The organism is Thermolongibacillus altinsuensis (genome assembly GCF_004341205.1).
Classification (GTDB): Bacteria; Bacillota; Bacilli; order Bacillales; family Anoxybacillaceae; genus Thermolongibacillus; species Thermolongibacillus altinsuensis.
This window is the reverse complement of sequence record NZ_SLUL01000008.1, coordinates 23,166-38,025: the sequence shown is the minus strand read 5'-3', so window position 1 is coordinate 38,025 and position 14,860 is coordinate 23,166. Positions and strand designations below refer to the sequence as shown.

The 14,860-nt window shown below is 43.6% G+C and carries 14 protein-coding genes and 2 pseudogenes; 12 read left to right on the top strand and 4 right to left on the bottom strand.

The genetic code is table 11. The annotated features are described in order from the left end of the window. Nucleotides 1–9: 9 nt before the first annotated feature. Together gcvPA and gcvPB are read left to right on the top strand one after the other, a co-directional pair. On the top strand, nt 10–1,356 hold the full coding sequence (gcvPA, locus tag EDD69_RS08780; RefSeq protein WP_132948591.1) for an aminomethyl-transferring glycine dehydrogenase subunit GcvPA: 1,347 nt from the start codon (nt 10–12) through the stop codon (nt 1,354–1,356). Next, nucleotides 1,349–2,803: an aminomethyl-transferring glycine dehydrogenase subunit GcvPB gene (gcvPB, locus tag EDD69_RS08775; protein ID WP_132948590.1), complete on the top strand. Its 1,455-nt coding sequence runs from the start codon at nt 1,349–1,351 to the stop codon at nt 2,801–2,803. Before gcvPA ends, gcvPB begins: the two co-directional genes overlap by 8 nt. Nucleotides 2,804–2,828: 25 nt before the next feature. On the opposite strand, the gene EDD69_RS08770 is transcribed toward gcvPB, so the two are convergent. Beyond that, nucleotides 2,829–3,200 (bottom strand): rhodanese-like domain-containing protein, encoded by a 372-nt coding sequence (locus EDD69_RS08770; protein ID WP_132948589.1) that lies wholly within the window; start codon nt 3,198–3,200, stop codon nt 2,829–2,831. A 141-nt stretch (nt 3,201–3,341) separates the two neighbouring features. On the opposite strand from EDD69_RS08770, the gene EDD69_RS08765 reads away from it, so the two are divergent. From EDD69_RS08765 to EDD69_RS08755, 3 genes and pseudogenes are all read left to right on the top strand, one after another. Beyond that, the gene (locus EDD69_RS08765) at nt 3,342–4,178 is read left to right on the top strand and encodes a lipoate--protein ligase family protein (protein WP_132948588.1); all 837 of its coding nucleotides are present in this window, start codon (nt 3,342–3,344) and stop codon (nt 4,176–4,178) included. A 246-nt stretch (nt 4,179–4,424) separates the two neighbouring features. After that, nucleotides 4,425–5,210: pseudogene (locus EDD69_RS08760) on the top strand (ribonucleotide reductase N-terminal alpha domain-containing protein); the annotation flags it as partial. A gap of 358 nt (nt 5,211–5,568) precedes the next feature. Further along, a pseudogene (locus tag EDD69_RS08755) lies at nt 5,569–7,347 on the top strand (vitamin B12-dependent ribonucleotide reductase); the annotation flags it as partial. Between the two features lie 155 nt (nt 7,348–7,502). Here EDD69_RS08755 and EDD69_RS08750 read toward each other — a convergent pair. Further along, entirely contained in the window at nt 7,503–7,898 is a 396-nt protein-coding gene (locus EDD69_RS08750) for a hypothetical protein (protein WP_132948585.1), read from the bottom strand. Between the two features lie 136 nt (nt 7,899–8,034). Here EDD69_RS08750 and splB point away from each other — a divergent pair, with 136 nt between their 5' ends. The 3 genes from splB (at nt 8,035) to EDD69_RS08735 (ending at nt 10,518) form a co-directional block, all read left to right on the top strand. Continuing rightward, nucleotides 8,035–9,060 carry a spore photoproduct lyase gene (gene splB / locus EDD69_RS08745; protein ID WP_132948584.1) on the top strand — a complete coding sequence of 342 codons (1,026 nt, stop codon included), beginning with the start codon at nt 8,035–8,037 and terminating at the stop codon, nt 9,058–9,060. 73 nt (nt 9,061–9,133) lie between these two features. Continuing rightward, nucleotides 9,134–9,562: a transcriptional regulator MntR gene (gene mntR, locus EDD69_RS08740; protein WP_132948583.1), complete on the top strand. Its 429-nt coding sequence runs from the start codon at nt 9,134–9,136 to the stop codon at nt 9,560–9,562. 74 nt (nt 9,563–9,636) lie between these two features. Further along, the gene (locus EDD69_RS08735) at nt 9,637–10,518 is read left to right on the top strand and encodes a patatin-like phospholipase family protein (RefSeq protein WP_132948582.1); all 882 of its coding nucleotides are present in this window, start codon (nt 9,637–9,639) and stop codon (nt 10,516–10,518) included. A gap of 68 nt (nt 10,519–10,586) precedes the next feature. Here the strand turns inward: EDD69_RS08735 and EDD69_RS08730 are convergent, their stop codons facing one another. Next, entirely contained in the window at nt 10,587–10,946 is a 360-nt protein-coding gene (locus EDD69_RS08730; protein ID WP_243643082.1) for an SA1362 family protein, read from the bottom strand. 10 nt (nt 10,947–10,956) lie between these two features. Then, nucleotides 10,957–11,889, bottom strand: coding sequence for a DUF1385 domain-containing protein (locus EDD69_RS08725; protein WP_132948580.1), 933 nt, complete (start codon nt 11,887–11,889; stop codon nt 10,957–10,959). A 166-nt stretch (nt 11,890–12,055) separates the two neighbouring features. On the opposite strand from EDD69_RS08725, the gene EDD69_RS08720 reads away from it, so the two are divergent. The 4 genes from EDD69_RS08720 to efp are packed head-to-tail and all read left to right on the top strand — an operon-like array spanning nt 12,056 to nt 14,741. Continuing rightward, nucleotides 12,056–12,589: a YqhR family membrane protein gene (locus EDD69_RS08720; RefSeq protein WP_243643081.1), complete on the top strand. Its 534-nt coding sequence runs from the start codon at nt 12,056–12,058 to the stop codon at nt 12,587–12,589. A gap of 58 nt (nt 12,590–12,647) precedes the next feature. Continuing rightward, nucleotides 12,648–13,094, top strand: coding sequence for a type II 3-dehydroquinate dehydratase (aroQ, locus tag EDD69_RS08715; RefSeq protein ID WP_132948578.1), 447 nt, complete (start codon nt 12,648–12,650; stop codon nt 13,092–13,094). Then, nucleotides 13,094–14,155 carry a M24 family metallopeptidase gene (locus EDD69_RS08710; protein ID WP_132948577.1) on the top strand — a complete coding sequence of 354 codons (1,062 nt, stop codon included), beginning with the start codon at nt 13,094–13,096 and terminating at the stop codon, nt 14,153–14,155. Before aroQ ends, EDD69_RS08710 begins: the two co-directional genes overlap by 1 nt. A gap of 28 nt (nt 14,156–14,183) precedes the next feature. Then, nucleotides 14,184–14,741, top strand: coding sequence for an elongation factor P (gene efp, locus EDD69_RS08705; protein WP_132948576.1), 558 nt, complete (start codon nt 14,184–14,186; stop codon nt 14,739–14,741). The last annotated feature ends 119 nt before the right edge of the window (nt 14,742–14,860 follow it).

Here is a 14,860-nt window from a genome sequence, read left to right as displayed (position 1 = left end):
AGAATGACCATGCTTCATCGTTATTTGCCGATGACGGAAGAAGATAAACAAGAGATGCTGAAAACGATTGGCGTTCAATCGATTGATGAACTGTTTTCCGACATTCCGGAAAGCGTTCGTTTCAATCGTGACTATAACATTAAAAAAGCGAAATCTGAATCGGAATTAATGAAAGAATTAACCGCGCTGGCGGAAAAAAATATGCATATGAAAAAGCATCCGTCGTTTCTCGGTGCAGGCGTTTATGATCATTATATCCCGGCTATTGTGGATCACGTCATTTCACGTTCTGAATTTTATACGGCCTATACGCCATATCAGCCGGAAATCTCCCAAGGCGAATTGCAAGCGATTTTTGAATTCCAAACGATGATTTGTGAATTAACGGGAATGGATGTCGCCAACTCTTCCATGTATGACGGGGGAACCGCGCTTGCGGAGGCAGCGCTGTTAAGCGCAGGGCATACGAAAAACAAAAAAGTGCTTGTATCAAAAGCGGTTCATCCGGAATATCGAGATGTATTAAAAACATATGCCAAAGGTCCGGGGCTTGAAGTGGTTGAAATTCCATTTAAAAACGGTGTGACCGATCTGGAAGCGTTGCAAGCAGAAATGGATGAACAAGTTGCTTGCGTCATTGTCCAATATCCAAACTTTTTCGGTCAAATTGAGCCGCTAAAAGAAATAGAGCCAATCGCGCATACAGGGAAAAGCATGTTCGTTGTTGCCAGCAACCCGCTTGCGCTCGGAATTTTGACGCCTCCAGGAACGTTTGGGGCAGATATTGTTGTGGGAGATGTCCAACCGTTTGGCATTCCTGCTCAATTTGGCGGACCGCATTGCGGTTATTTTGCGGTAAAATCGGCGCTTATGCGCAAAATTCCAGGCCGCCTTGTCGGACAAACAACAGATGAAGAAGGACGCCGTGGTTTTGTGTTGACGCTTCAAGCGCGCGAGCAACATATTCGCCGCGATAAAGCGACATCCAATATTTGTTCAAACCAAGCGTTAAACGCATTAGCCGCATCTGTGGCGATGACCGCGCTCGGCAAGAGAGGTGTCAAAGAAATGGCAATCATGAACATCCAAAAAGCGCATTATGCCAAAAACGCGTTTGTGGAGCATGGGTTTGATGTGCCGTTTACCGGTCCGTTTTTTAACGAATTTGTCGTGAAGTTAAACAAATCGGTAAAAGAAGTAAACAAGCGATTGCTTGAAAAAGGCATCATCGGCGGCTATGATGTCGGCCGCGATTATCCGGAGTTAGAAAATCATATGCTTGTCGCCGTCACAGAGTTGCGAACAAAAGAAGAGATCGACACGTTTGTGAAGGAATTGGGGGATTGCCATGCATAAAGATCAGCCGCTTATTTTTGAAATCAGCAAACCAGGTCGTATCGGTTACAGCTTGCCGGAGTTGGATGTTCCTGCGCTTAACGTTGAAGAAGTCATTCCAGCTGATTACATTCGCACGGAAGAACCGGAACTCCCGGAAGTGTCTGAACTCGATATTATGCGCCATTACACAGCGTTATCGAAGCGCAATCACGGCGTGGACTCCGGCTTTTATCCGCTTGGGTCTTGTACGATGAAATACAATCCGAAAATCAATGAAAACGTTGCCCGCCTGTCTGGGTTTGCGCATATTCATCCGCTTCAGCCAGAAGAAACCGTACAAGGCGCGCTTGAATTGATGTATGACCTTCAAGAGCACTTAAAAGAAATCACCGGTATGGATGCGGTGACGTTACAACCTGCGGCCGGAGCGCATGGGGAATGGACAGGGCTGATGATGATTCGCGCCTATCATGAAGCGAATGGCGATTATAATCGCACAAAAGTGATCGTTCCTGATACGGCTCACGGTACGAATCCTGCTTCGGCTACGGTCGCAGGGTTTGAGACAATTACGGTGAAATCGACAGAAGAAGGACTTGTGGATTTAGACGATTTACGCCGTGTCGTCGGCCCGGATACAGCGGCATTGATGCTCACCAACCCGAATACGCTTGGCCTTTTTGAAGAAAATATTTTGGAAATGGCCAAAATTGTCCACGATGCAGGTGGAAAATTGTATTACGACGGTGCGAACTTAAATGCGGTGTTAAGCAAAGCTAGACCGGGAGACATGGGCTTTGACGTCGTGCACTTAAACCTTCATAAAACGTTTACCGGTCCTCATGGCGGCGGCGGTCCTGGTTCAGGTCCGGTCGGCGTGAAGGCGGAATTGATTCCATTCTTACCGAAACCGGTCGTTTCCAAAGGAGAAAATGGTTATTATCTTGACTACGACAGACCGCAAGCGATCGGGCGCGTCAAACCGTTCTACGGCAACTTTGGCATTAATGTTCGAGCGTATACGTATATTCGTTCAATGGGACCGGACGGCTTAAAAGCGGTCAGCGAATATGCGGTATTAAACGCAAACTACATGATGCGCCGCTTAGCCGAGTATTATGATTTGCCATACGATCGTCATTGCAAGCATGAATTTGTCTTATCCGGAAAACGGCAAAAGAAATTAGGGGTGCGTACCCTTGATATCGCGAAGCGTCTTTTAGATTTCGGCTATCATCCGCCAACCATTTACTTCCCGCTCATTGTCGAAGAGTGCATGATGATTGAGCCGACAGAGACGGAGTCAAAAGAAACGTTAGATGCCTTTATTGAGGCGATGATTCAAATTGCGAAAGAAGCGGAAGAAAATCCGGAGATCGTTCAAGAAGCTCCGCACACAACCGTTGTCAAGCGGTTAGACGAAACAACCGCAGCGCGCAAACCGATTTTGCGCTATCAAAAATAAAGATTCACCCATTGCGGTGAATCTTTTATTTTTTCTTTATTTTTCCTGTCCAATGTTTAAAGCCGCCTTTTAAATGGTAAAGGTCACGATAGCCTTTTCGGTAAAGGATTTGTGCAGCGCGACCACTGCGCAGTCCGTTTTGGCAATATAAGTAGATCGGCTGATCTTTTCGCAACTCTTTCATGCGCATGCGCAATTGTGAAAGCGGAATGTTGCGCGCTCCGAGAATATGGCCTGATGCAAATTCATCTGGTTCACGAACATCTATAAGCTGTGCTTTTCGGTAACCAGCACGAAACTCTTCTTCTGTCAATGCTTTGACAATTTTTCGTTGGTACAAATACGTAATAACGGAGTAAACAATGATCGCTCCAAGAATGATCAGCAATGTCGTCAAAACCCTTTTCCCTCCTTCTTTGCATGGTTGCCAAAGTCTATTATATAAAGGTTTATACCAATAAGCAAAGCATTTTCCATTGACTTGGTTTGTTTGCTAAACTATAAAAGTAAATGATTGATGTAAAGAAGGGTTGAGAAGATGGGAAAAGAAGTGTGGCGTTTTATTGACTCAGGTAAATGTTCACCAGCGTTTAATATGGCGTTAGATGAAGCATTACTGGAATGGCATAGCGAAGGAAAAATTCCGCCGACGATTCGGTTTTACGGCTGGAATCCGCCAACGCTCTCAATCGGTTATTTCCAAAAAGTAGAAAAAGAAATTGATATGGATGCGGTGAAAAAGCACGGCTTAGGCTTTGTGCGCAGACCGACAGGAGGGCGTGGGGTGCTGCACGATCAAGAATTGACGTATAGTGTCATCGTGTCCGAATCTCATCCAGACATGCCGCAAACCGTAACGGAAGCGTATCGCGTCATTTCTCAAGGAATTTTGGAAGGATTTCGTCTGTTAGGGTTAGATGCCTATTTTGCCGTTCCGAAGACGGAAGAAGAAAAAGCGGATTTAAAAAATCCGCGTTCAGCTGTTTGTTTTGATGCGCCGTCTTGGTATGAGCTTGTCGTCGAGGGAAGAAAAGTAGCCGGAAGCGCGCAGACGCGGCAAAAAGGCGTCATTTTGCAGCATGGTTCGATTTTGCTTGATTTAGATGAGGAGCTATTATTTAGCTTGTTTAAATATCCGAGCGAGCGCGTGAAAGAGCGATTGCGCCAAAACTTTAAGCAAAAAGCGGTCGCGATTAACGAATTAACGGAGAGAAAGATTACGATTGAAGAAGCGAAAGAAGCGTTTTTTAAAGGATTTGAAAAAGGATTAAATATTGTGCTTGAACCTTATGAGTTAACGAAAGAAGAACTGGATTACGTCCATCGGTTGGCAAAAGAAAAATATGAAACCGATGAATGGAACTTTAAACGATAAATGGCAAACCCGAAATTTCTCCATTTGAAGGTGAAATCGGACCATTTGTTTCATTTCTCTTCCATTTTCGTCTGTTTCTGTCCTTTTTTAAATTTGACAAATTCGTTACTAGTTGACCTAAATATCAATATATAGTATGGTTTTTTAAAAAAATCATACTATATATTGATTTTTTGTTGCTTTTTGTTGTCGTAATATGGTAATTTAATGGAGTAATATTTTAAGGTTAAGAGGAGAGGTTGAAGAATGACGGTTGCGTTTTCTGAAAAAATGAAAGTAAACATTGAAAAATTAAACGAGGATATTCGCCTTTTTCCGCAAGTACACCCGATTACAGCGGATATGCATATCACATTTAAAGGCGTTTCTCGTTTAGTGATGCTTGACCGCTATGCGTTTAAAGATACGGAAAAATTAACGTTAAGCGTCGGTGATTTTGTTGTCTTAACGGTGAAGGAAGATCCGAAGTTTCCAGCTCGCGGTCTAGGATTTATTGTCGAGCTTGATTGGGAGCAAAAAAAAGCAAAGGTGCTTGTTGAAGAAGAGTACCGAAATGTGCTTGAAGGTGAAGAGGCGGAAACAGGCCTTGTTGTCCGCTCGCTTGACGTCATTGAAAAACCATTGGAAATTTTTTATGAACAAATTGCGAAGCGAAACGCAACCGGATTAGCGGCAGTTGAAAAAACAGAAGAAAAGCGAAAAGAATGGTTTGAAAAGTTTTATCAAGAACTGGTCAGTTTGAATTTCGTTCCAGCGGGACGCGTTTTATACGGTGCCGGTTCAGGTACGGAAGTGACGTATTTTAACTGCTATGTGATGCCGTTTGTAAAAGATTCGCGCGAAGGAATTTCTGAGCATCGGAAACAAGTCATGGAAATTATGAGCCGCGGCGGCGGCGTCGGCACAAACGGTTCAACGCTGCGTCCACGCAACACGTTAGCGCGCGGAGTGAACGGCAAATCGTCCGGGTCCGTCTCATGGCTTGATGACATTGCTAAATTAACCCATCTTGTTGAACAAGGTGGCTCCCGTTAACGTAGCGCCATCGGCGGGAGTAAAATCTCGCGAATTGCTGGAACCCCCTAAAGCCAACTTGACCACAACGTAGCCGGTGACGGCAAGCGTGACGGTTTAAAAACAAGTTGGATGCAACAATGGGCGACCAGCAGCCAAGCATCTCTGGAAACGGAGATGAAGGTTCAGAGACTATCGAAACTTCCTAAGGCTTATGGCTAAGGAAGGAGTAGACTATAACGAACGGTAACGTCGTTATAGAGCGCGAGACAAAGAGTGTTTCACTCTTTGATGATATAGTCCGATCTCATGCGAAAGCATGAGAGCTAGGCAGAAATGACCTAGCCCACTCGAATGACGAGTGAGTAACAAATAGCGTGGCGCTCAAATGATCATGCTGGCGGACTGGCATCCGGACATTATTGAGTTTATCATTTCAAAAATGCAAAATCCGCGTATTTTACGTTATTTGATTGAAAACATGGAAGATGAAGCGATTAAAAAAGCTGCTCAAGATAAGCTGAAATTTACGCCGCTAACCGAACAAGAACGAGAGATGTACCAAGCGATTGTAAATTATAAAAACGTGCCGGGCTACGGCGGCTTCACCGAGAAAATTATTAAAGAAGCCGAAGAAAAATTGCGCACAGGCGGCACATACAGCGTGCACAATCCGGACTTTTTAACAGGCGCGAACATTTCCGTTTGCTTGACGAAAGAGTTTATGCAGGCGGTCGAAGAGGATAAAGAATATGAACTGCGCTTCCCGGATGTAGAAACGTATTCAGAAGAAGAAATGCGCATTTACAACGAAAAATGGCATGAAGTTGGCGATGTGCGCGAATGGGAAAAGATGGGTTATCGCGTTCGCGTTTACCGCAAAATCCGCGCAAGGGAGCTTTGGAAACTTATCAACATTTGCGCAACGTATTCGGCTGAACCGGGGATCTTCTTTATCGACAACGCCAACGAAATGACGAACGCACGAGCGTACGGACAAAAGGTTGTCGCAACCAATCCGTGCGGTGAACAACCACTTCCACCATATTCTGTATGCAACTTGGCAGCGATCAACTTAGCGAATATGGTTGACAAAGAAAAGAAAGTTGTCGACTATGAAAAATTAAAGCGGACAGTCGAAATTGGTGTAAGAATGCAAGATAATGTGATTGATGCGACACCTTATTTCCTTGAAGAAAATAGAAAACAAGCGCTTGGCGAACGCCGAATCGGCTTAGGCGTCATGGGATTGGCGGACTTGTTGATTTATTGCGAAAAAGTGTACGGTTCGGAAGAAGGAAATAAACTTGTCGACGAATTGTTTAAAACGATTGCGACCACTGCCTATCGCGCATCGATTGAACTGGCGAAGGAAAAAGGCAGCTTCCCATTCCTCATCGGCCAAACGGAAGAAGAAACACGAAAATTACGTGAAGCGTTCATTAACACAGGCTATATGAAAAGAATGCCTGAAGATATTCGCCAAGATATTTTAAAATATGGCATTCGCAACTCACACTTGCTGACCGTGGCTCCGACAGGTTCCACTGGGACAATGGTCGGCGTGTCTACAGGACTTGAACCATACTTCTCCTTCTCTTACTACCGAAGCGGTCGACTCGGCAAATTTATTGAAGTGAAGGCGGACATTGTCCAAGAATATTTGGACAAACATCCAGAAGCGGATCCAAACAACTTGCCGCCTTGGTTTGTTACAGCGATGGATTTATCGCCGGAAGCGCATGCGGATGTGCAATGCATCATTCAACGTTGGGTAGACTCAAGCCTTTCGAAAACCGTTAACGCTCCGAAAGGTTATACGGTTGAGCAAGTCCAAAAAGTGTACGAGCGTCTATGGAAAGGCGGCGCAAAAGGCGGAACGGTTTATGTCGATGGAAGCCGGGATGCGCAAGTATTGACGCTAAAAGCGGAAGAAAACACCGTAGAAGAGCAGCTTGAGCTTCTTCCTGAAGAAACAAACGAAAAACGCCCGGTCGTTCTCGTTGATACGATTCAAGACTTGCGTGCTACGGATGTGACGATCGGTTCAGAAGTCGGCAACATTTGTCCGGTTTGCCGCGAGGGAACCGTTGAAGAAATCGGCGGATGCAACACATGCACAAGCTGCGGTGCGCAGTTGAAATGCGGATTATAAAAACGAAAAAGGAATGGAGATGGCTCCATTCCTTTTTGTTTGGAAAAAGAGGATGAAGAAAGACGCTTATGCAACGGATATCGTGATGGATGGGATCGAAAGGAGATTTTTTGTTGCGGAAAGTTAGGGGATTCCGTTACAACAACGCCTGACTCTCAGAGTTGAACAAACTCAAGTTTTTTCTTCAGCTTATTGATTTCTGTATCATGCTTTCCCGTTTTAGCGCTCAAATAATCAATATCGATTTCAATGTTTTTCCACTTGTTTGAAACGAGTTCAAACATATGGCGATGCTGTTCTAACTCATCTTCCATCTTCTTAAAGTGGCTTCTCGTTTCAATCATAAAGTTGTCCAGTTTTTCTTCTAAACGAAGTTGGTTTTCCTCTAGTCGCTGCTGTCTTTCTTCTAGTCGCTGCTGTCTTTCTTCTAGTCGTTGTTGTCTCTCTTCTAAACGAAGTTGACCTTCTTCAAGCCTTCCAAGTCGCTCATGAATCGGTTGCAACTCTTCTTTTAATACGGAGCGCAACAGCTCTTTTAACTCTTGGCTCATTTTTTCACCTCCTCTTTTTTTAAATTCTATCATAAGACATAAATGGGTGAAATAGAAATGGAAACAATTGTTTTCATTCCTTTTTTCGCTTTTATTCATACTAAACGTAGCGATGAATGAAAATGAGGTGGGTACGATGAAGCCGTTTATTCCGCAGCTTGTCTATTTCGAACCTGAAGCGCTCCGTTATCCGCTTGGCCGGGAACTGCAAGAAAAATTTGAAAAAATGAACATTGAAATTCGCCAAACAACGTCACATAACCAAGTGCGCGGCATTCCGGGAGAGAATGAACTGCAACAATATCGGAATGCAAAAGCAACGCTTGTTGTCGGAGTAAGACGAACGCTCAAGTTTGATCCATCAAAACCGTCAGCGGAATATGCCATCCCGCTTGCGACAGGCTGTATGGGGCATTGCCATTACTGCTATTTGCAAACAACCTTGGGAAGCAAGCCATACATTCGCGTGTACGTCAATTTAGATGATATTTTTGCCCAAGCCGAAAAATATATAAACGAACGTGCACCTGAAACGACTCGCTTTGAGGCGGCATGTACGTCCGATGTTGTTGGGATTGATCATTTAACGCATTCATTAAAAAAAGCGATTGAATTTATTGGAGAGACGGAGTACGGACGGCTTCGCTTCGTGACCAAGTATGAGCATGTGGACCATTTGCTTGATGCGAAACATAACGGAAAGACGCGCTTTCGTTTTAGCGTCAATTCTCGCTATGTGATTCAACATTTTGAACCTGGGACATCTTCGTTCGATGCGCGCTTGGAAGCGGCGCGAAAAGTCGCGCATGCCGGCTATCCGCTCGGCTTTATTATCGCCCCGATTTATATGCACGATGGCTGGGAAGAAGGATATTTTGAATTGTTTGAACGGCTGTCTAAACAGCTTGAAGGAGTCGATTTATCCAATTTGACGTTTGAACTGATTCAACATCGTTTCACTAAACCGGCTAAGGCTGTCATCCAAAAGCGATATCCGAAAACAAAATTGGATTTAGATGAAACGAAGCGAAAATATAAATGGGGAAGATACGGAATCGGAAAATATGTGTACCGTGATGAAGAGGCAACACAATTAGAAATGACGCTGCGCCATTATATTGAGCAATTTTTTCCTGAAGCAATGATTGAATATTTTACGTAAATGGTTGTCATGCTTGGTAAACATGTTATAATCATAATGATTGCGATGTTTTGTACGTATGGGAGGGAACTATATGCCAACACCAAGCATGGAAGATTATATTGAACAAATTTACATTCTCATTGAAGAAAAAGGGTATGCCCGAGTTTCGGATATTGCCGAGGCGTTGTCTGTTCATCCCTCCTCTGTGACGAAAATGGTTCAAAAATTGGATAAAGACGAGTATTTAGTATATGAAAAATATCGCGGGCTTGTATTGACACCAAAAGGAAAGAAAATTGGAAAACGGCTCGTTTATCGCCATGAATTGCTTGAGCAATTCATGCGTTTAATCGGTGTCGATGAAGAAAATATTTATCGCGATGTCGAAGGGATTGAACATCATTTGAGTTGGAATGCCATCGACCGCATCGGCGATTTAGTGCAATATTTCGAAGAAGATCGTTCACGCATCGAAGCGCTTCGAAAAATCCAAAAACAAAACGAACAAGAACAGGCGTAACGCTTGTTCTTTTTTATTTTTATCTTAATCGCTCCTCTTACCTAATACATATTATATTACGAGGGGGGAGGAGCGTGGATATCGATGGCGTGTTTTCTGGCGGTGGCGTGAAAGGATTTGCGCTGATTGGCGCCTATGAGGCGTTGGAGGCGAGAGGGTTTCGCTTTAAGCGGCTGGCAGGTACGAGTGCGGGCGCGCTCATTGCCGCCTTTATTGCCGCAGGATTTACGAGCAAGGAAATGATCGAAATAATGGACGAAACCGATTTAACCGATTTGCTTGACGGGCGAAAAAACATTCTTCCTTATTCATGGATGAAATGGATTTTACTATATTGGCGAATGGGGTTGTACAAAGGAGAAACGCTTGAAAAATGGATTGCGGATCGTTTGAATCAAAAAGGGATTCGAACGTTTGCGGATTTGCCGCACGAACGCCTGCGCATTGTTGCCTCCGATTTAACGAATGGGACGATTCTCATTTTGCCGGATGATCTCCCGAAATACGGCATTGATCCGCTGCGTTTTTCGGTGGCGAAGGCCGTCCGAATGAGCGTAAGCATTCCTTATTTTTTTGAGCCCGTTATGTTAAAAACAAAAGAAGGAAAGCAGGTCGTTGTCGACGGTGGGGTGCTCAGCAATTTTCCGATTTTTTTATTCGATGATGAGGGAGTGAAAAAGCGCCCGGTTCTCGGGGTGAAGCTAAGCGCAAAGCAAGAACAAAAGCCGAAAAAAAACATTTCCAATGCGATTGAATTGTACGAGGCGCTGTTTCAAACGATGAAAGAAGCACATGATGCGCGCTATATTTCCAAGCGGCATGCCAAAAATATTGTGTTTATTCCCATTAAAAACGTATTATCAACTGAATTTTCATTGAAAGAAGCGGAAAAAAAGAAAATGATTGCATACGGTCGAGAAAAAACGGAACAATTTTTAAAAACATGGACATATTGAACCTCTCCCACCTACTCTTTGTTTAGAGGTGAGAGACTTCTCGGTGGACATATTAAAAAAGAATCGAGCTAGAAAAAGGCTCGATTCTTCTTTTTTCCTTTTTTTCCTTCGATGACGGTCAAATGAGTTGAATGTTTCTTTTTGAGCGCAGTCGGGCGAGTTGTTTTTTTCGTCGGCTTTGTTTTATGATGGTGGAGCTTTTTCGATTGTTTGACCGCTTTCATATAGGAAGTCACTTCTTTATTTGTGCGCTGCTTTTGGAGCACTTTGTAGATTAGGTAAAAGACGGATATCAACAAGGCGATCCACATAAACTGTTTGATTACGCTAATCGGGCTATTCCAAAAGCGATAGAAAAATCCGAATATGCCTAACGCAACAATGATCATCGGGATGACGGGGAAAGCACGCCGACGCAATGGGTCCACCTCCTTAACGTTATACCACTTCCTCTTGCTGCTCGTTCGCTTCGGTCTCTAATTCAAGCAAGCGTTGAAATGAGGCAATGGCGACTTCAACTTGATCATTCGTTGGTTCTTTTGTCGTTAATAGCTGCAGCCATAGACCGGGATAGCCGAGAAAACGTAAAACGGGAACATTGCGCAATTTATTTGTCCATTGCAATACTTCAAACGAAATGCCTAGTACGATCGGAATTAACGCTAATCGGTTGACGATACGCAACCAAAGCGGTTCGGTCGGAACCAGCATATATACAAATACACCGATGATGACCGTAAATAATATGAAGCTGCTCCCGCAACGATAATGTAGTCGCGATTGACGTTGAACGTTTTCAACTGTTAACGGCAATCCGTTTTCAAATGCGTTAATTACTTTATGCTCCGCGCCATGATATTGAAACAGTCGTTTCACTAGCGGAGTTAGCGAGATGAAGTAAATGTAAGCAAGCAATAACAATAGCTTAAAAAATCCTTCCACGAGCACCTGGGCAAAATCAGAAGGAAAGAGAGGTCTTGCCAGCTCAGCTAAAAATACGGGTACAAGCGTGAAAATAAACTTTCCGAACAGAAACGATAAGATCCCGACGGTTGCTACCCCGAGCACCATCGTCAGCTTGGACGGTTGTTCTTGCGCAACTGCTTCGTCTTCGCTCGGATCGACATCATATCGTTCGCTTGAAAACTGCAAATGTTTTGAACCGTTTGCGCTCGCTTCTAAAATGGCAACGATTCCGCGAACGAAAGGAATCTTTTTTAAAAGAGAGAGCGTTTCGTTTGTTTTGCGCGGTACGCTAAAATATTCAATCGAATGATCTTTGCGCCGAATGGCCGTGACATAATGTTTTTGTCCTGCAAACATAACTCCTTCGATGACAGCTTGCCCGCCATATATATTTCGTTTTTCCATTGAATACACCAACCTACTTTTTTCCTTTTCTTATATTCTACAAAAAAAACGCTGAAACCTCTAGGTCGATGTTTTTTATTTCATTCGTTACTATCTTTTCCAGAGATCAGCATGGTTAGACATGAGATGCGAAATTTTGGACATGATAAAAATGGAGGTGAATTGTATGGCACAACAAGAGACGCAAAAACAAGATGTGCGAATTGAGCAAAACCAACAGCTGGAACAAAACCAAAAAGAACAACCGATGCCAGTCATCGCAAAAGTGTTGATCATCGGAGTAGTGGGCGGAATTTTTTGGAGTATGCTTGCGTATTGTGCCTATTTTTTTCATTTTACAGAATTGAGTCCGAGTTTAGTTTTGCAGCCTTGGGCGATTGGTGAGTGGAAAGATGGGGCAATCGGCAATATTATTTCCTTTTTGGTGATTGGGCTATTGTCCATTCTTGTTGCGCTTCTTTACTATGCATTGTTAAAAAAACGTCAAGGCATATGGCCAGGGATTATTTTTGGCGTCATATTATGGCTGGTTGTTTTTTATGCCCTCAATCCGATTTTTCCGCAATTAAAAGCGGTAAAAGAGTTAGAGCGCAATACCATTATTACAACGATATGTTTCTACATTTTATATGGCGTATTTATCGGTTATTCCATTTCATTTGAAGTTACTGAAATGAGGCGGCAAAAACAGGCTGAATAAAGACCGGTTTTATGATAAAATAACCCTATACACTTTTTCATAAAAGGGGTGTGGGGGAATGATTCGTTTCCTCCTTTTAAACGGTCCAAATTTGAATCGCCTTGGTAAACGGGAGCCGCATATTTATGGCAGCGAAACGTTAGCCGATTTGGAAAAACAATTAAGCGAATTTGCGAGCGAACATGGTGTCGAATTAACTTGTTATCAAAGCAATTATGAGGGAGCGCTCATCGATCAAATTCATCGCGCTGAGGCGCATTATAAAGGAATTATTTTTAACCCTGGCGCCTTCACTCACTATAGTTATGCACTACGCGATGCCATTGCGAGCGTTCGCACCCCTGTCATTGAAGTCCATATTTCGAATATTCATGCACGTGAGCCGTTTCGCCATCAATCGGTCATTGCTCCTGTTACCGTTGGTCAAATCGTCGGATTAGGTGTGATGGGTTATCGTTTAGCCATTCTTGCGTTGCTTGAAATGATCGAAGGGAGAGAGGAATAGTGGAAAAATTAGAGAAACTGCGTGCGCAATTTTCCGAGCTGGGAATCGATGGAATGCTGATTACGAATGAATATAACCGTCGCTATATGACGGGGTTTACAGGGACGGCTGGAGTTGCTTTAATCGGACTTAAACATGCGGTATTTATTACGGATTTCCGCTATGTGGAACAAGCGACAAAGCAAGTCGAAGGCTATGAAATTGTTCAACATGCAAACGCGCTTATTGAAGAAGTAGCGAAGCAAGCCGCGAAAATGGGCATCCAAAAATTAGGTGTTGAACAAGAACATGTGTCGTATGCAACGTTTCGAGCATATGAAAAGGCGGTTTCAGCTCAGCTTGTTCCCGTTTCCGGTGTGGTTGAAAAGTTACGCTTGATTAAGTCGGAAGCAGAGATTAAGATATTAAAGGAAGCAGCCGAGATTGCCGATGCCGCGTTTCGCCATATTCTTGATTTCATTCGCCCAGGTATACGCGAAATTGATGTAGCCAACGAGCTTGAATTTTTTATGCGCAAGCAAGGAGCGACGTCATCGTCGTTTGATATCATTGTCGCTTCTGGCGTTCGTTCAGCGTTACCGCATGGAGTAGCAACGGATAAAGTAATTGAAAAAGGCGAGTTCGTTACGCTTGATTTTGGTGCTTATTATAAAGGATATTGCTCAGACATTACGCGGACGATCGCCGTTGGCGAAGTAAGCGATGAGTTGAAACGAATTTACGATGTTGTCTTGCAAGCACAATTGCGCGGGGTTGAAGGAATTCGTGCTGGAATGACGGGCCGCGAAGCCGATGCGTTAACGCGCGACTACATTTCTGCTTGCGGATATGGCGAGTATTTCGGTCATTCGACTGGTCATGGGCTCGGAATGGAAGTTCATGAAGGGCCGGCGCTCTCCATGAAATCCGAGATGGTTTTACAGCCAGGAATGGTTGTAACGGTCGAACCAGGCATTTACATAGCAGGACTTGGCGGTGTTCGCATTGAAGACGACATCGTCATTACAAAGGATGGTAATGAGCGGCTCACACATTCACCGAAAGAATTAATTATTTTATAAACTATGCAGTAGGAGGAAAATAAGGAATATGATTTCAGTAAACGATTTTCGCACAGGATTGACAATTGAAGTAGATGGCGATGTTTGGCGCGTCATCGAATTCCAACATGTGAAACCAGGAAAAGGAGCGGCGTTTGTTCGTTCTAAGCTTCGCAACCTTCGCACAGGCGCCATTCAAGAAAAAACATTCCGAGCTGGTGAAAAAGTAAACAAAGCGCAAATTGAACATCGTAAAATGCAATACTTGTATGCAAACGGCGATCAGCATGTTTTCATGGATATGGAATCTTATGAGCAAATCGAGCTTTCTTCAGCACAAATTGAGCATGAACTCAAGTTTCTGAAAGAAAACATGGAAGTTTTAATTATGATGTACCAAGGTGAAACAATCGGAGTAGAGCTTCCGAATACAGTCGAATTAAAAGTAATTGAAACAGAGCCAGGCATTAAGGGAGACACAGCTTCTGGCGGTTCAAAACCAGCGAAGTTAGAAACGGGTCTAGTCGTTCAAGTTCCGTTCTTCGTGAACGAAGGCGATACGTTAATTATCAACACAACAGACGGCACATACGTTTCTCGTGCTTAATGATCAAGAACATCGAGCAAATCCATCGCATTTCGCGATCAGTTTGCTCGATTTTTTTTTGGAAAGATAAGAAAGCATCAAACATTATGCACTGTTCTCTTGAAGTGTTCCGCTTTTTT